Here is a 17,381-nt window from a genome sequence, read left to right on the forward strand (position 1 = left end):
CCATTGGTGTGTGTTTTATGGATTTGCAATAATCACGTTATCTATACGGTAAAGCGCGCCATCGCCCATGTCCCAGCTAGGAAAAACCATAATTACGTTTAATGCGCTAATGTCTAGGCCTGCATCAAATAATTGCTGAAGAGGGAAGGTGTATGTTTGCCATTCGCCCGTTACAGGTACTTGGCCTTCAACACTGCTAGATAAAGCAAGCTCTACGGCACTCGATGTACCAATTGATTCAATTTTAAATAGCCATTGTGCGTCAATATCTGAAGGGGCTGATACAACTTTCATATCAAATTGAACTACACCATTTTCAAGTATTGCAGAGGCATCAAACGATACGTCTTCATCAGCTATAAAGCCCATTACTGTAGCAGTAGAACCAATGCTAAATTGCGCTACTGCGCCATGCGCGTCATCATCGGTTTCTGTTGTTGGTGTAGAGCCACCACAACAATCCCAAATACTCCATTGCTCGGCCGCTGCATCTTTAAATACAGTAAGCTCACCCGTTGCAGCTGGCGCTGCATTTGGATTATAAATTTTAACGTTATCTACACGGTAAACAGAGCCTTCACCTGCACCCCATGCTGGGAAAATCATTAATACATCTATAGTACTTACATCTAAGCCAGCAGCTGCAAGATCAGAGAGTTTAAATGTATATGTTTGCCACTCGCCAGTAACTGGTGCTTCGCCTTCAACACTTGCCGTTAATTCAAGCTCTACTGCAGAGTCACCTTCATTTGACTCAACTTTAAACAACCACGGTGTAGCTGGATCGCTAGGCGCTGAGGTTACTTTTAAATCAAATTGAATAACACCTTCATCTAAAATGCTACTAGCATCAAACGATTCGCCTGCGCCACCTGACGATGTGCGGCTATTAAAGCCCATTACAGTAGGCTCTGCACCAATGCTAAACTCTGCGGTTAGACCATGTTCTTCATCATCCATGGCTTCAACTGGGGTTGAGCCACCACAACAATCCCACATTGGCCATGCTAGATTTTGCTCATTTTCAAAAATAGTAAGCTCAGGTGATACGCCTAAGTTATCTTGAGTAATCTCAACATCGTCAATTAAATAAACAGCGCCTTCACCTGCGCCCCATGCTGGAAACACCATGATCACATCAATTGCGCTAATATCTAAATCTGCAGCATCTAAATCTTTTAGTAAAAATGTATAAGTTTGCCATTGGCCAACAACAGGGCTTACGCCTTCAAGACTATCTGTAATTGGCATTTCTACTGCGCTAGAACCTTCATTACTTTCAAGTTTTACAAGCCAAGCTGCATCAGCTGTGCCTGGTGCACTTGTTACTTTCATTTTAAAGCGAACGTAACCTTCATCCAGCATTGGAGATGCATCAAATGGGCTAGCTTTTCCTGCTTCGTCAGTAATAAAAATTTCACGGCTAATAAAGCCCATTACTGTGGGTTCTGCACCTACTACAAATTCAACTACATCACCTTGGGTTTCATCTGCAACAATAGCGGGAGTAGAACCACCACAACAATCCCATGCAGGCCAGTTTGGATTAAATGACTCACCAAAAATAGTTAATGGTGTTGCAATGCCTGTCGAAGGTGGGCTAGGAATTGGTGCATCGCCTTCAAGCAAAGCATCATCTAGGCTATTGTAACCAGGGCGAATAGTTTCACAGCCTTTACCTGTTTCAGGGTTAGATGCACATTGATAAACACGTACGTAATCAATAGCAAAGGTTTGGCCATTTTCAAATGCGCTAGCATCTACACCTAAATCATTTACGTTTTCAGGCCAGTCACCACCTACTGCTAGGTTTAGCAATAAGTGAAAGTCTTTATCAAATGGTGCGCTATCCCAGTGAGTTTCAAGCTCGCCAGAACCTTGTTCAAAATATTCTGCAAACCAGCCACGATGTTTTAGACCTACAGCCTCGCCACTTGCATTAGTACGAACTTCAGATTGACGCTGAGTTGCATAAAGGTAACCGTCTACGTACCAGCGAATTTCACCTTCTTGCCATTCAACAGCATACGTGTGGAAGTCATCAGCAGGATTAGTATCTTCAGGGAATTTGTATTCTTTACCTGTATAGCTGTTATCTGGCCACGCGCGTCCGTAATGAAGGGTGCCGTGGATACTAGACTCTATACCGCCGTCTTCATCTGGTGTTTTAAGGTTTACTGATTCTAAAACATCTATTTCGCCAGAACGAGGCCAAGTGCCGTAAACCTCATCAGTTGGTAGCATCCAAAATGCTGGCCAGCTACCTTGTCCTGATGGAAGTTTGGCGCGCACTTCAAAACGGCCATACGTAAAGTCGGCGTTATAACGCGTATTTAAGCGTGCTGAAGTGTAAGGTTTTTCTGCACCTTCCTCAGCGGGTAGGGCAACAATGTTTAACACACCGTCTGCAATAAATGCATTTTGCTCGCTGTCGGTGTAACACTGTTTCTCGTTGTTACCACCGCCATCGCAGTTTAATTCATAGTTCCATTTGTTTGTATCAATGGCTGAGCCTTCAAACTCGTCGCTCCAAACCATTTGCCAATCTGAAACTGGCTCAGAGGCATCTACATTTTCAAAATTTGATTTAGTGGCAGAGTCGCCACCACAGCCAGCTAACGTAACTAAAGAGATAGCGGCAAGTAAACGTGTAATGTGCGTTGTTTCAATGTTCATAACTGAACCCCGGTTTCAACAGATTATTGTCAGATTAATTGTTTTTTGAGCTTTGTTTTTTCATGCTGTAAGCGCTTACATTTTGATATGTGTTTTGTAAGCGCTTACAAATGATATTGTGGAGTACGCAAATGGTCAACATATTTGTTTATTTTATTTACAATTAGTTTACGGTAAGACCAGTTTACCAATTTGAGACTGTACATAAATTGCATTTTATACAAATGGTTACGTTGTTTGTGTTTTTTGATGGGAGCAAGAACGGAATATTTTTTACGTCAAAAAGTAGGAAAGGACTTAACAATTAAAAGGTTAGTGACAGGTATATTTATAGTATTTAAAGAGTATTTTGTTTATACCAATCTACATAAAAGCAATTTTAAGTGGATTGGTATTGTATGAGATAAAATATGCTTGTTTTTACTTGTTTTTACTTGTTTTTAAAAGGCATTGAAAGTAATCCCCAAAGCGAGGCATTTTGCTTTTGGCTTGGGTATTCTTTTAAGCCAATATTTATATCTGCGTCGGCTTTTTTTGCTTTATCTTTGTAGCTACCAAATAATTTATCCCACCAAATTACACTAAAACCATAGTTTGAGTTAGTTTCGCTAACCACTTGGCTATGGTGAATTCGATGCAATATTTGCGTCATTAATATTAAACGCAGTGGTTTTTCAATGGCATTAGGTAGGCGTATATTTGCATGATTAAATAATGCTAAACCATTAAGTGCTATTTCAAATATAAGTACCGCAATGGCAGGTACGCCAAGAGCAGTTACTGCAATGAGTTTTATAAGTATGCTCAGCACAATTTCGATAGGGTGAAAGCGCAAGCCAGTACTTGTATCTACATGTGCATCGGCGTGGTGTACACGGTGCAAACGCCATAAAATAGGCACTTGATGAAATAATCTATGCTGCCAATAAATTAATATATCGAGTAAAAGTATGCTCAATATAATAATTAAACTGCTTGGTAGGGCTATTTGATTAAATAAGCCAATGCCGTGCTCTTGAGTGTAAAGTGCAACAGCGGTTAACCCAATAGGGACCACTAAGCGCGCAATAACTGATGAAGCAAACACTAACCCAAAATTAGCAAACCAACGTGTACTGCTTTTAATAGGTGCTTGGCGAGCAGGCTTTTGCCACTCAAGCAGCATCATTATAATTAAAATGCTAAAAAAGCAGCCGAGTCGCCACCATACTTCATTAGTCATTTATTACCTCAGAATTTGCACTGTTAGGCACGTTTTCAGCTGCTTTGTTAGCATCGGCTTCTTGTTGCTTAAGCGTGTGATAACCGCCATGTATACGGGTAAAAATAGTTATCCCACACGCAATAGCAAAAATGCTCGCCATAACCGCAAAGTGCTGCGGCCAAATACAAAATGCAATAAATAGCGCTATTGTTTCAGTGCCTTCGGTTAAGCCGTTTAAATAGTAAAAGCTTTTGTATTTAAATTGCGGTTTTTCGAGTTTAAATTTTTCGGCGGCAATCGCAAAAGCTAAAAAGCTTGAGCCCGTACCAATAAAAGTGGCAAGTAATAACGATCCCGCTATCGCGTTTTGCTCAGGGTTTGCCAAAATAAAGCCAAGCGGAATAGCCGCGTAAAATAAAAAGTCGAGTGTGATATCTAAAAAGCCACCCGCGCTTGAACTTTGGTTTGCATAGCGTGCTAATGCGCCATCAAGCCCATCTAAAATGCGATTTAAAGCAATAGCAACTAATGCGCCGTACCACATTTCAAACGCCAGTAATGGCACGGCTAATAAGCCTACTAAAAAGCCTACCACAGTGAGCTGATCGGCGGTTATGCCGCGTTTATGCATAAGCATAACCACAGGTGTTAAAAGTGGCTTAATTACAGGGGTGATAAATTTGTCTAGCATGTTTGTTGCCTTATGCGTATTAAAGCCACGAATTAAAGTGCGCTATTTAAAGTAATGAGTTTGCCATTTGCAGCGTCGGCGTCGCTATGGTCATGAGTTACCATAATTGCAGGTAGCTTATGATCGCGTATTTGGCTAAACACGAGTTCGCGTGTATCAACACGCAGTTGGGTGTCGAGTTTGCTAAAGGGTTCGTCGAGTAAAATGGCTTTAGGTTCGCTCAGCAGCATACGTAATAATGCAACACGGGCTTGCTGCCCGCCCGATAAGTTATCGGGGTGACGATTACCCATGTCTTTAAGACCTACTTGCTCAAGTGCGTGTTCTATTTTTTCAAGGCGTTGTTTTTTATTACCTTTGGGCATTGCAAAGGCAATGTTACCAGCAACAGTTAAATGCGAAAACAATAAAGCGTCTTGATAAAGCACTCCAATATGGCGCAAGTGCGGAGGGGTATTATCGATATTTTGACCATTAAGCCACACCTCTCCATTGGCCTTAAAGCTACTTGGTAAAGTACCCGTAAGCCAATTTAATAAGCTTGATTTACCACTGCCTGATGGGCCCATAATAGTCAGAATTTCACCGCCATTAACTTGCTCGTTTAAGCTAAGTAACAGCTCATTTTGGCGATAAAGCTGACAATTTTTAATCTGTAACGATGACTGCATTAAAAAACCTTAACCCTGATAGTGTTAAACATGGGTGCTTTAAATATGTGCACGTTTAAACACGTGCACTTTTGAAAAAATATTTAGGTAAACCCCATGCCAGTATAAATCCAATAAGTGGCAACGCCATTTGCATAATAGCGTACACGGCACTGGTGCGTCTGCTTGCGCCATTGGCAAGCGTAACGGCTTCGGTTGTTATTGTGGCTATGCGCCCGCCGCCAGCTAAAAGCGTGGGGAGGTATTGTCCAAAACTAATTGCTAAGCCCAGTGCGGCTGCAATTAAAATCGGGGCAAACAACTGAGGTAGTTTTACTTTAAAAAACACCTTGCATGGCGCTGCGCCTAGGCTTGCTGCAACATGAGCAAAACGAGGATCTAAGCGCCTATAACTGCTCGCAAGTGACAAAAACACATAAGGCAACACAAACAGTAAATGCGTAAGTACCACATTAAAAAATGCGGCTTGGTTATTTACCAATTGTTGTATCCATACTAGCCCAAACAAAAAGGCAATACTGGGTACTAATAACGGTAAGTAAATAATTAAACTGGTAAAACGAGAAATAGGTTTGTCACTCAACTGCTCTGATTCTAAACACAATAAAGTAAGAATAATGGCAAATAGTGTGGTTACTAGACCGATTGCTAGCGTATTAAAAAGCGGACTGCCCATTTGCATTAGCGCACTTTTAAAATGCAGTAGTGTAAATTGCTCAGGCATTGCATCTGGAAAGCGCCAAAAACCTGCAACCGACCACATAACTAAACCAATAAGTGACAACAGTATAAAGCTAATTACTAATGTGGTGAGTACTACCGTTATTTTTTGCCAATAAAATCCGCCGTATTCGCGCACTCCATTAGTGAGAGAGTCGCTAAATAACACTTTTACGGCCTTTTCCCCGCCAAGCCAAAGGGCTAATAACCCGCCTGTAACAGCCAGTTGTAATAAAGCACCCGCTGAGGCTTTAATGCGCAGGTTTAAATCAACATCGTTAAACCAATGCATTATTGCAACGGCCAACGTGGGTGGTGTATTTGGGCCTAAAATGAGTGGCATTTCTACACTGGCACTTGCATAGGCAAGCACTGCTAAAAGGGGCAAACGTAGTAGCGGATAAAGGCTTGGCAGTATTACTTTAAAAAAGGCGGTCATTGGGCAATAACCTAAGTTAAGCGCAACCTTATGTTGTTGGCGTAATTTTTTGCCAAGCTCAGGTTGAGCAAGTACGCCCAGTGCCATTAGTAATAAAAAGGGAAGCTCTTTTAGTGTTAAGCCTAAAATAATACTAATACCGAACGAATCATGCGGAAACATACCGTTTGGCGCAAGTTCCCAGCCGCTTAACCAAGGCGACGCTAAGCGTGAAATCATACCTGAAGGGGCAATTAAAAACCCCACCGCAATAGCGGCTGCGGCATGAGGTATCACTAATATAGGGCTCAATAAACGCTGAATTCGGTTAAGCCACGGGCTATTAAAAAACGCAGCTAAAATCATTAAGGTAATGATAAATGCAAGCAGAGTACTTATTAAGCCCGTTGCAACGCTTAAGGTAACCATTTGGGTAAGGCCGGGTGTTTGCCAAAGGGCGTTAAAACCTTGCAAGCTAAACGTTGTTTGCTCAAGTACGGGCGCATAACCAAAGGCAGGCAGTAATACGCTAATTAAGCCACCAAGTACGGGTAGTATAAGTAAAGCGAGTAAAAATCGCGGGCTAAATTTTACAATGCGCGTAAACATATCGGTGCTGCACTGCGTTGTTGCTTTGGTATTTACTGGTGCACTTTTTGAAATAACGCTCATTGGCTTACTCCATAACGGGTTTGCCAACCTTGCATAATGGCGTTTACCCAGCTTGGATGAGGTTCGCTCAATGTGCGTTTAATACTGTTTAAAGGCAGTGCACTTGGATGCGGTTTAGCTGTTTTAAATAAGGCTTGCTGTTCAGGCGTTAACGTTGATTGAATAAGTACGCTTTTATCGCCCCATATATGCGCTTTTTGTTTTTCAGCTTGCGCCTCAGGGCTGAGTAAAAAATTAGCCACTAATTGCGCACTTTGCTGGTGGCTTGCATTGTAAGGGATTGCCACAAAATGAGTATTACTTAAACTGCCATCACTCATTGCGTAACTGCGAATGCTGTTTGGTAAATCATAGCGTTTTACAGCTGCCGGTACTTCAGGTGCTGAAAAAGTAAAGGCTAAACTTAGCTCTGTATCGTCCACAAGGCGGCGCATTTGAGCACCACTTTGCATAAAATGAGTGCCACCACGCCAAAGAGTTGGGTGTAATTTATCTAAAAAGTCCCACAGTGGGTTTAACACTTGCGCTGTATTTTTAGTTGTAGCTGGTTGGTTTAGCTGCGCTTTAATGTTTTCGCTGCTTTGCTGATGCAGTAAAACTAAGGCGTATTTTAAAAAGCTCATACCTAAAAAGTCAGGCGGCTTTGGGTAACTAAAGCGCCCTGGGTTTTGCGCGCTCCAGTTTAATAATTCGTTTAGTGTCGTAGGCAATTTATTGTTTGCCTTACCATTTATTGCAATGCTGTCGTAATAAAATGTAAGTGACGCTTGCCCCCATGGAGCCTCCATACCATTGGTAGGTAAACCAAAGTCAAAGGTTACAGCAGGGTTGTTAGCCGGATCGGTTAATGCAAAGTAGGGGAGTTTATTAGCCCATTCTTTTAAAAGCAGAGAGTGCTCACTCATGGTGGCAAAGTTAGCCCCGTTGATCCACATTAAATCTACGCTGCCTTGGTTGTTATTGTTTGCTGATTTTTCGGCAAGTACACGGCTTACTGCTTCGCTGGTATCGCTTAATTTTACATGCACTAGGTTAATGTTGTACTTAGTTTTAACTTGCTGAGCTGCCCATTGAATATAGGCATTTATTTGCGCGTCGCCGCCCCATGCATAAAAGTATACATCTTGATTGCGACCAAGTGTTTGAACTTGTTGCCAGCGAGATCCCTGTTGTGTGTTAATTACTAAATTACTTTTACTATTTGAGTTAATAGCGGGATTAGCAAACGCAGTGCTCGAAAAAACAGCTAAATTTACGATTGCACAAACGCAAAACGCGACACAGCAAAAGCTGTATCGCGTCAGTGTTTGCCAAAACTTAATGGCGAACATTTAAATCCCAGTTGTAGTCTAAAAATTTAACTTTCATGTCATCATTCTTAAGTGCTTTTTGCTGAGCGGGTATCAGTTTAAGTGCATCGCTGTATTGCAAGAAAAACTGCTGTAGCGTGTTTGCACCTCTAAAGCCTTTTTCAAAGTCATCGCCGTACCACTTAAATATTGAAGACACGCTTAGCGTATTTTCTTGAGCCATATTACGTGTCATATCTGATAAAAAGCGCACCGTTTGCTCTTGCAATTGGCTTTCTAAATCAGTGGCTGTATACGCTTCTTCTCGAAGCGCTGGACAACCAATACTCGCGCAATTTACCGCAAAGTGAATGCGTGGGTCGTTGTATTTACCGCTACCACGTATTAAACCATGCTCAATATCATCAAGGCTGCGAGTTTTGCCAAGTAATGGCACAAACTCTTTACTCCATGGTGAGCTAAAAAAGCTCCCTAAGTCTTTAATTGATTTAAGATCTGGGTACTTTGTCAATATAAGTTCAACAGTCCACGCATTATAAGCATTGATTAAAAAAGCGAGTTGCTTAGGCTTTTCCCATGCGTCAAATTCGCTTTGCGTTACAGCCGTTAACGAATCTAAATACGTTTTTAGCTGTGCATGCTCACGTTTTATGGCAGCGTAATCAACCTCAGTACTGTGATTATGGTTAATAGCGACAACATGCTTATTTAACAATGCATTCCAGCTATCGTGCATGTTTTGGGCTTGGGCCGAAAATGACGTTGTAAACGATGTTACAACTAAAGCCGAACCAAGTAGTAATGCTTTTAGAGGTGTTTTAAACATAATTAACCTCGACGCCAAGTATGGTATTTTTCGAGCAAGTTAAGCACTTTTTCAGGTGCATGAGCGCGTTTCCACTCACCTGCTGCGTACTTATTACCTTCAGCCCAAGTAGGGTAGCTGTGTATAGTACCGAGTATTTTGTTAAGGCCTAAGCCGTGTTTCATTGCCAGTACAAACTCAGCAATCAAATCGCCAGCGTGTTCAGACACCACAGTAACACCGAGTATTTTGTCTTTGCCTTTTGGTGTAATCACTTTAATAAAGCCTTTTGTAGCGCTGTCGGTAATTGCACGGTCTAGCTCTTCAAATTCAAAGCGAGTAATTTCGTAATCTATGCCTTTATCTTTTGCGTCTTGCTCGTTTAAGCCAACACGTGCTACTTCTGGGTCAATAAACGTAGTCCACGGAATAACACGGTAATCTACTTTAAACTTTTTAAGGTTACCAAATAAGCCATTTACCGCTGCGTACCAACCTTGATGGGCTGCAACATGTGTAAACTGGTATGGACCTACAATATCGCCTGCTGCAAAAATATTTGGGTATAGTGTTTCCAAGTATTCGTTAGTTACAACAGTACGGTTTGTTTCTATGCCTAGCTCTTCAAGGCCATAACCTTTAAGGCGCGCACTTCTACCAACGGCACATAATAGCTCGTCGTATTCAATATCTATTTCTTTGTCGTTATGTTTAACAACAATATATTTTTTACCATCGCGCGTTTCACAGCGAAGTGCTTGGTGCGATGTTAAAATATTAACGCCACTTTCGGTTAACGCTTCGTGAGCAAAAGTAGACACTTCAAGGTCTTCTTTGATCATGATGCGTTCGCTCATTTCAATTTGCGTAACACTTGAACCTAAACGTGCAAAGCTTTGTGCTAATTCGCTACCAATTGGACCACCGCCCAGTACTACAAGTTTTTTAGGTGCCTCATCTAGCTCTGCAAATTTATTCCACAATGTATCGCTTGTTACATAGCCAGTTTCTTCAATACCAGGTAGTGGCGGTACAAATGGGCGTGCGCCAGTGGCAATTACAATAGTACGAGCGGTGAGTGTTTGCGTGCCACCGTCGTTAAGTTTAATTTCTACAGTCCACGGGTCTATTAATTTACCGTAACCTTTTACAACATCTACGCCTAAGTCGGTGTAGCGCTCAACACTGTCGTGTGGTGCTACATCGGCAATTACTTTGTGTACACGTGCCATTACTTTTTTGAACGAAAACTGCGGTGTCGCGTTTTCTAGACCGTAGTTTTCACCGTGGCGAATTTGCTCTGCAATTTTAGCGCTTTTAATAACTGCTTTACTTGGAACACAACCGTAGTTTAAACAGTCGCCGCCCATTTCGCCCGCTTCAATAAGGGTTACTTTTGCTTTAACAGCAGCGGCTATATAACTTGTTACCAAACCACCTGCGCCTGCGCCAATAACAATCATGTTACGGTCGAATTTTTTAGGCTTAGTGTAGTTTTTGTATACGCGACGTTTTTTAAACACGTTTAAGATTCCTTTAGCAATGAATGGGAAAATGCCCAATAAAGCGAATGATAAGATTAAGTTGAATGATAAAATTCCAGATAAGCTATCTATTTGCGCCAGTTGCGTACCTGCGTTAACAAATACAAATGTACCGGCGAGCATACCTGCTTGGCTTACCCAGTAATAAGTCCATGACTTTATTGAAGTAACACCCATTAGTAAGTTGATTAAAAAGAACGGAAACACCGGCACTAAACGAAGAGTAAATAAGTAAAATCCACCTTCTTTTTCAACGCCTGCATCAATTGCGGCTAAGCGCTCAGGAAAACGTTGTTTAATAGTGTCGCGTAGTAAGTAACGCGATACTAAAAAGGCAAGTGTTGCGCCAATAGTTGAGGCAAAAGATGCAACTAATAAACCCTCTACCAAGCCAAACAATGCACCTGCGGCAAGTGTTAAAATAGCAGCGCCTGGTAAAGAGAGAGCTGTTACAACTACGTATAGTAAAAAGAACCCACCAATAACCAACAACGGTGACTGCTCTTTGTAATCGCTAAACTGATCCATTGACCCTTTTAAACCATCAAGCGTAAGTAGTTGGTGTAAGTCAAAATGAAAGAACAGGCCGACTGCGGCCGCTGCAATCAATAATAAAAATATTTTTTTAATCATGTTCTCTCTCTTAAAAACTATGCGTAAGGGTTAACTTGGCGTTAATTGGCAACTCAGGAAAAGCTAAAGTTGCACCAAAGTAACCGCCTTCAAATACTGGGCGCCAGTTTTTTTGATTCGTTACGTTGTTCACATCTAATCGTAACTTGGTACTAGGCGTAAAAGCATAGCTAGTATTTACGTTTAGTGTGTACTGATCACGAATTTTTACTGTCGCCAAAAAGTCTAATGGGTAACTCTTTGTATATAGACCTGAAAAACCCGTTTGCCATTTCGAATTAATTGAATAATTTCCGTTAAAGCTGAACGATTGCTCAGGGATACCCTGTACACGGGTGTTTGAAGGTGCAAAAGCGGTAAAGCTAGGTGCGCCAACACTGGTACCTTCAATAATATCTGGACGTGAGTTGTCAAATGCATCGGCTACTTGAGCTGAATCTTGGCTACTTGCAGAATTATCGTAGCGAGCATCAATATAGCTGTAGCCAGCACTTAGCCAATAAGGGTAAGCATCATAAAATACTTGGCTTTCAAAACCGGTAGTACGAATGCCGGTATTGCTACCATCGCGATTACGTAAACTACGACGTTGGCTGAATACTGCTCCATCGGCGTACCAATCACTGTCGGTTGGTGCGTATTTTAAACCAAATTCAACTAAAGTATTTTCGGTTGAAAAGTTTTGCGCGCTAATCGTGTTGTCGCCACCAAGAGACGTGCCGCCAGCCATGCTATTTGATGTGGCTTCGTTGTAACTTGCTGCACCATAAGTGGTGTAATCACCGTTTAATCGGTAGTTAAAGCTTATTTGCCCAGAATGTAGCTTATCGTTAATGCTATCGCGAGCTGCAATTTCACCCTCTGGCGCAATTGGGTCGTGCGCGTCTACGTCATAAAAATCAATGCGGTAGCCAACGCTTGTATGAAACTTATCTGTCCAATCAGAATCTTGCTGAATAGCAAAGCCTGTTTGCCATGAACGTGAATCGGTAGTGTCTGATAAGTTAAAGTCGCCACTGCCGTCATTATTAATATCATATTGACCACCAGGGGATACAAATACACCTGGGCTAATTTCAATTAAACGCGCTTGTTGTGCATCAGTCAAAGGAATGCGGCGGTTTGAAAGTGGGCCAGTTAAATCAATAGGTAAATCGGCTTCTGTTGTAAATTGGCTGTAGCCTAGTACGCGGTTATAACGTACATCAAATGCAAAAATAGTTTGCTGATTACTATTCCAAAGATAGGTAAGCTCGGTACGGTTTTGCGCGGTATCGGCACCATCTATAATTTCAACAAAGCTATTTTGTGCAATTTCTTCGCGTTGTAAGTGCTGAAAATACGTAATGTTTTTTATTGATGCATTGTTTGAAAGTTCACGCTTATAAATGCTGTGTAGTAAATAAGTAGTGGCTTCGTTTTGATTATCAGGATCGGTAAGTACCGTGCTTCGGTCTATTTTTACTTGCCCAGTTGGCGAAATAATTGAACCTGCTGCCGGTACTGTACTGCCATTTGCTTGCACGCCTTGGCCGGTAATATAAAGGCCATTATCTATTAGCGCTTGAGTAGGGCGGTTAATACCTGCGTTATCGGTAAATTCAACTTGGTATAACTCAAAGTTAATATCCCAGCTGCTCTTGTCATCGGGTAATACGCGTAATGATGCAAATAAGCTGTCGCTCTTTGTGCCTGAAAAGTCGTAGTAGCTGCCGTTATCTATGTGTTCAGCGCTTACTCTAAAACCTACTTTGTCTTTTACAATGGGTGCACTGTAATCCACTAAAACACTGTACTGATCCCATCGACCTGCAGATACAGTTGCTTTGCCTTTACTTTCGTCAGTTGATGCTTTTTTAGAATGTAAGTTTACAAAACCACCGTTGCGTTGGCTTGAGCCAAATAATACCGGCGGCGCGCCTTTTACCACGTCTATCTGTTCTATAGAGTTGAACGATAAGGGCACACCAAAGCCGTTATTACCGGCTTGGCGGCGTGTGCCATCTTGAAAAAGCTCACCTAATTGCCCACGAATAGTAGGTAAACTTGGTGCGCCAAAACCACTGGCTGAATAGGTATTGGGGCTTACTGCGAGCACGTCTTGTAAAGTCGTAATATTGAGTTGCTCTATTAACTCGCTTGAAATTGGTGTGACTGAGCGGGCTATATCTTGTAGGGCTAAGTTGTCGCCAAAAGGGCCGTCTACAGTGGCATTTTTAACCGAAAGACCTTGAGATTTAATAACTTGGCCTGCCACCTCAATGCGTTCTATTGCGCCATCTTTTGTTGTTTTTGATTCTTCGGCTGCAAAAGCATTAAGTGGTGTATTTAATATGGTGGCTAGGGAAAGTGCTAAATATGCGTGTTTCAAACGTTTTCTCTCTACGGTTAAAATGTTGTTGGCGATAAAGACCGAAAGGATTAAAAATAAATTTCAGTAAAATTTCGATTCTTTTTGTTTTTTAGAACATAACAAAACGGATGCATTATAAAGGTGGTAATTAAGTACTATTGTTTTATTAGTTGATAAAATATTAATAGAGCGATTGTATTAGAGTGAATGTAAATATTTGCTTTTAATGGGCTTTTTTAATTATAGACTACTTTTCACCTGCTAACATTTTAAAATTGTTAACTTTTACGCAGCATTTTAAAATACCTAAAATAAGCTTCACTTTTATTACTACAAGGCTTAATTACTTTTTATTTAAAATAATTAAATTTTTTTGAAATAAAAAATAACTTATACGGTCTAGGTTACTTCAACGTTTATTAATATTCATTTAAGGAAATTTTATGACAGGTTCAATGAGTTCTGATGTGCAAAACCGTTTGCAATGGTCACTTTTATCTTTGCGTTTAGGCGTATTTATTGTAATGGTTATGTGGACGTTCGATAAATTCGTAAACCCTGGTCATAGCGCACGTATTTTTGAACATTTTTACGGTATTAGTGGCTCATCTGACATAGTTGCTTATGTTATCGGTGCTCTACAACTTGTATTAGTATTGGCATTTTTAGCGGGTATTAAAAAGCGCATAACTTACGGAATCATTTTTGTAATGCATGGCTTATCAACGCTTTCTTCGTACAACCAGTATATAGATGGCTTTAACAATTTATTATTCTTCACTGCATGGCCAATGTGGGCTGCGTGTTTTGCACTTTACTTATTACGCGACCAAGACGTAAAATTTACTGTAAAGTAATAAAACAATAGCTACACCCTTAAGGTTGTAGCTAAAAATACATTGGGCTGAGTTATTTACTATTTCAGCCCAATGTATAGCCTTTGAGCACTTCTTTTAATAATCCACCCTCTTTGTCATCTTCTAAAAATAATCCTTTTTATATTATTTCATCTTAAATATTGCGTTAGATCAAAGTTAATATATTTGTAAGAACAATATCGACAGCTTTAGTTTATGTTAGCTATACGGTTAGTAGGTTTTAATTACCTCAAGTTATTCAACTCAATGTTGTATAGAAGGCTCGTATGGAAAAGGTTAAAATTTCGTCAGCGCATCAATCATCAAATCGTTCAGTAAACAAGTCTTCACATAATCAAAATTGCGATGAATGGAGCAAGCTCGATTTAGCAAAATTACAAGCAAAGCTAAAAACATCATCCGACGGGTTAAGCCAAGCTGATGCCACACAAAGATTGGCACAATATGGACCTAACGAACTAGTTGAAGAAAAAACAAACCTACTACTCAAATTTTTATCTTACTTTTGGGGACCAATACCGTGGATGATCGAGGCTGCTATTATTTTATCGGCGCTTGCTAAGCACTGGGCTGATTTTTTTATTATTCTTGTATTATTGTTGTCCAACGTATTGGTTGGCTTTTGGGAAGAGCATCAAGCGGGTAATGCAATTGCCGCATTAAAAGCAAAATTAGCTAACAAAGCACGCGTTCGCCGCGATACTCAATGGCAAAATTTAAATGCCAGCGAGCTTGTACCAGGTGATGTTATTAGAATGCGGATGGGCGATATAGTGCCTGCAGATGCGCGTTTGCTCGATGGTGATGCAGTAGAAGTAGATCAATCATCACTTACGGGTGAGTCGTTACCGGTTGTAAAGTCGGCGGGTGAAACTGTTTATTCGGGCTCTATTATTCGCGAAGGTGAAATAGAGGCAATAGTATACGCAACCGGCGCTAATACCTTTTTTGGTAAAACAGCACAGTTAGTGCAAGGGGAGCGAACCGCAAGTCATTTTCAGCGTGCAGTGCTTAAAATTGGTAATTATTTAATAATGCTTGCTGCGGCTTTAGTACTGCTTATAGTTATTGTTGCTTTGTTTCGCGATGATCCAATGATCACCACATTACAGTTTGCACTCGTATTAACTGTTGCTGCAATACCAGTTGCAATGCCAACAGTGCTATCAGTTACTATGGCTGTAGGCGCTCGTTTATTGGCTAAAAAGCAAGTGGTTGTAACGCGTTTAGCTGCAATTGAAGAGCTAGCAGGTGTTGATATTTTGTGTTCCGATAAAACCGGCACATTGACACAAAACCTATTAACGTTGGGTGACCCGTTTTATATCGAAAACTCAATAAATAAAGGCTCTGCTGAGCAAGTTATATTGTACGCGGCATTAGCATCTCGCTCAGAAAATAACGATCCGATTGACTTAGCAGTATTACAAAGTGTAAAAGCTGAGCAGCATCTAGATTCTTATCATATCGAACATTTTCAGCCATTTGATCCTGTGAGCAAACGTACTGAAGCATTAATTAAAAATGCTGATGGCAAAACGTTTAAAGTAACCAAAGGTGCACCGCAGGTTATTTTAGCTTTGTCGGCTAATATTGAGGCAGTTAAAACTCAAGTTGAGGCATCAATAGATGAATTTGCAGCACGTGGGTTTCGCTCTTTAGCGGTTGCTAAAACAGACGAGCAAGGTAAATGGCAATTTATAGGTGTATTGCCGCTTTTTGATCCACCGCGTGAAGAAGCAATACAAACCATTGCCGATGCAAAAGAAATGGGTATGAGTGTTAAAATGGTCACGGGCGACCAAGTGGCCATTGCGCGCGAAACTGCAAGTAAACTGGGTTTAGGAACAAACATTCTTGATGCTAGTGGATTTGGTGCAACTGAGCATCATCAAGCCACACAGTTAGATGACTCAATCGAGAGTGCTGACGGATTCGCACAAGTATTCCCTGAGCATAAATACCATATTATTGATGTGCTTCAGCATAGAGGGCACATTGTTGGCATGACAGGAGATGGCGTAAATGATGCGCCAGCACTTAAAAAAGCTGACTGTGGCATTGCTGTATCGGGTGCTACAGATGCAGCGCGTTCAGCAGCATCAATTGTGTTAATGACCGATGGCTTATCGGTTATTATTGATGCAGTTAAAGAAAGCCGAAAAATATTTCAACGCATGAACAGTTACGCTATTTACAGGGTTGCTGAAACACTGCGCGTACTACTCTTTATGACAATGGCGATATTAATTTTTAACTTTTATCCGTTAACAGCAGTCATGATTGTAATGCTTGCTTTACTTAACGATGCCGCCATTTTGTCTATTGCATACGACAATGTGCATTATCAAAATAAGCCCGAGACATGGAATATGCGGCTCGTTTTAGGTATTGCATCTGTGCTGGGAATTGTAGGGCCAATTGCAGCCTTTGGTTTATTTTACTTGGGAGATAAAGTATTTGAACTCGACCGTCCTCATCTTCAAACATTAATGTACTTATTACTTTCTGTAGCAGGGCATTTGACTATATTTTTAGCGCGTACCCGAGGTCCATTTTGGTCTATTAAACCGTCTGCTATATTAATGGTCGCCGTATTTGGCACGCAAGTTATAGCAACACTTATTGCTGTTTATGGTGTGTTTATGACCCCACTAGGATGGGGATGGGCACTTGCTGTGTGGGCATATGCTTTGGTGTGGTTTTTTATTAACGATGGTTTAAAGCTAGTGGCGTATCGAATTTTTGATCCGACAGAAGCACCCTTATTAGAGAAGAGTTAGCATATAGGCTTAAAAAAATGGTT

11 protein-coding genes are annotated in these 17,381 nt (G+C 41.0%); 2 read left to right on the forward strand and 9 right to left on the reverse strand.

Annotated features, from left to right (window positions below; all coding sequences use genetic code 11):
• Positions 1-15: 15 nt before the first annotated feature.
• The 9 genes from I6E72_RS16445 to I6E72_RS16485 all read right to left on the reverse strand — a co-directional run bounded on the left by I6E72_RS16445 (position 16) and on the right by I6E72_RS16485 (position 13,715).
• On the reverse strand, positions 16-2,676 hold the full coding sequence (locus tag I6E72_RS16445) for a glycoside hydrolase family 16 protein (RefSeq protein WP_197113174.1): 2,661 nt from the start codon (positions 2,674-2,676) through the stop codon (positions 16-18).
• A 430-nt stretch (positions 2,677-3,106) separates the two neighbouring features.
• Positions 3,107-3,898 (reverse strand): sterol desaturase family protein, encoded by a 792-nt coding sequence (locus tag I6E72_RS16450; protein ID WP_101164217.1) that lies wholly within the window; start codon positions 3,896-3,898, stop codon positions 3,107-3,109.
• Positions 3,891-4,571, reverse strand: a complete 681-nt coding sequence (locus I6E72_RS16455; RefSeq protein WP_039488395.1) for a CDP-alcohol phosphatidyltransferase family protein — start codon at positions 4,569-4,571, stop codon at positions 3,891-3,893. The genes I6E72_RS16450 and I6E72_RS16455 overlap by 8 nt, the downstream gene beginning before the upstream one ends.
• A 32-nt stretch (positions 4,572-4,603) precedes the next feature.
• Positions 4,604-5,242 (reverse strand): ATP-binding cassette domain-containing protein, encoded by a 639-nt coding sequence (locus I6E72_RS16460; RefSeq protein ID WP_002960109.1) that lies wholly within the window; start codon positions 5,240-5,242, stop codon positions 4,604-4,606.
• A 55-nt stretch (positions 5,243-5,297) separates the two neighbouring features.
• Positions 5,298-7,052, reverse strand: coding sequence for an ABC transporter permease (locus I6E72_RS16465; RefSeq protein ID WP_197113188.1), 1,755 nt, complete (start codon positions 7,050-7,052; stop codon positions 5,298-5,300).
• The gene (locus tag I6E72_RS16470) at positions 7,049-8,383 is read right to left on the reverse strand and encodes an ABC transporter substrate-binding protein (protein ID WP_197113191.1); all 1,335 of its coding nucleotides are present in this window, start codon (positions 8,381-8,383) and stop codon (positions 7,049-7,051) included. Before I6E72_RS16470 ends, I6E72_RS16465 begins: the two co-directional genes overlap by 4 nt.
• Entirely contained in the window at positions 8,370-9,188 is an 819-nt protein-coding gene (locus I6E72_RS16475) for a DUF547 domain-containing protein (RefSeq protein WP_197113194.1), read from the reverse strand. Before I6E72_RS16475 ends, I6E72_RS16470 begins: the two co-directional genes overlap by 14 nt.
• 2 nt (positions 9,189-9,190) lie before the next feature.
• Entirely contained in the window at positions 9,191-11,344 is a 2,154-nt protein-coding gene (locus tag I6E72_RS16480) for an FAD-dependent oxidoreductase (protein ID WP_197100803.1), read from the reverse strand.
• A 10-nt stretch (positions 11,345-11,354) separates the two neighbouring features.
• On the reverse strand, positions 11,355-13,715 hold the full coding sequence (locus tag I6E72_RS16485) for a TonB-dependent receptor (RefSeq protein ID WP_197113197.1): 2,361 nt from the start codon (positions 13,713-13,715) through the stop codon (positions 11,355-11,357).
• A gap of 425 nt (positions 13,716-14,140) precedes the next feature.
• On the opposite strand from I6E72_RS16485, the gene I6E72_RS16490 reads away from it, so the two are divergent.
• Together I6E72_RS16490 and I6E72_RS16495 are read left to right on the forward strand one after the other, a co-directional pair.
• Positions 14,141-14,554, forward strand: a complete 414-nt coding sequence (locus tag I6E72_RS16490) for a hypothetical protein (protein ID WP_007581772.1) — start codon at positions 14,141-14,143, stop codon at positions 14,552-14,554.
• Between the two features lie 287 nt (positions 14,555-14,841).
• A complete protein-coding gene (locus I6E72_RS16495; RefSeq protein ID WP_197113200.1) occupies positions 14,842-17,358 on the forward strand; it encodes a plasma-membrane proton-efflux P-type ATPase in 2,517 nt (838 codons plus the stop codon).
• Positions 17,359-17,381 lie beyond the last annotated feature (23 nt).

Origin of the sequence: Pseudoalteromonas sp. NSLLW24, from assembly GCF_015864725.1 — a bacterium.
Lineage (GTDB): Bacteria > Pseudomonadota > Gammaproteobacteria > Enterobacterales > Alteromonadaceae > Pseudoalteromonas > Pseudoalteromonas arctica.

Bases quoted from the DNA above. Each gene is read 5' to 3' on its own strand.
- I6E72_RS16445 (WP_197113174.1), bottom strand. From the start codon at position 2,676: ATGAACATTGAAACAACGCACATTACACGTTTACTTGCCGCTATCTCT.
- I6E72_RS16450 (WP_101164217.1), bottom strand. From the start codon at position 3,898: ATGACTAATGAAGTATGGTGGCGACTCGGCTGCTTTTTTAGCATTTTA.
- I6E72_RS16455 (WP_039488395.1), bottom strand. From the start codon at position 4,571: ATGCTAGACAAATTTATCACCCCTGTAATTAAGCCACTTTTAACACCT.
- I6E72_RS16460 (WP_002960109.1), bottom strand. From the start codon at position 5,242: ATGCAGTCATCGTTACAGATTAAAAATTGTCAGCTTTATCGCCAAAAT.
- I6E72_RS16465 (WP_197113188.1), bottom strand. From the start codon at position 7,052: ATGAGCGTTATTTCAAAAAGTGCACCAGTAAATACCAAAGCAACAACG.
- I6E72_RS16470 (WP_197113191.1), bottom strand. From the start codon at position 8,383: ATGTTCGCCATTAAGTTTTGGCAAACACTGACGCGATACAGCTTTTGC.
- I6E72_RS16475 (WP_197113194.1), bottom strand. From the start codon at position 9,188: ATGTTTAAAACACCTCTAAAAGCATTACTACTTGGTTCGGCTTTAGTT.
- I6E72_RS16480 (WP_197100803.1), bottom strand. From the start codon at position 11,344: ATGATTAAAAAAATATTTTTATTATTGATTGCAGCGGCCGCAGTCGGC.
- I6E72_RS16490 (WP_007581772.1), top strand. From the start codon at position 14,141: ATGACAGGTTCAATGAGTTCTGATGTGCAAAACCGTTTGCAATGGTCA.
- I6E72_RS16495 (WP_197113200.1), top strand. From the start codon at position 14,842: ATGGAAAAGGTTAAAATTTCGTCAGCGCATCAATCATCAAATCGTTCA.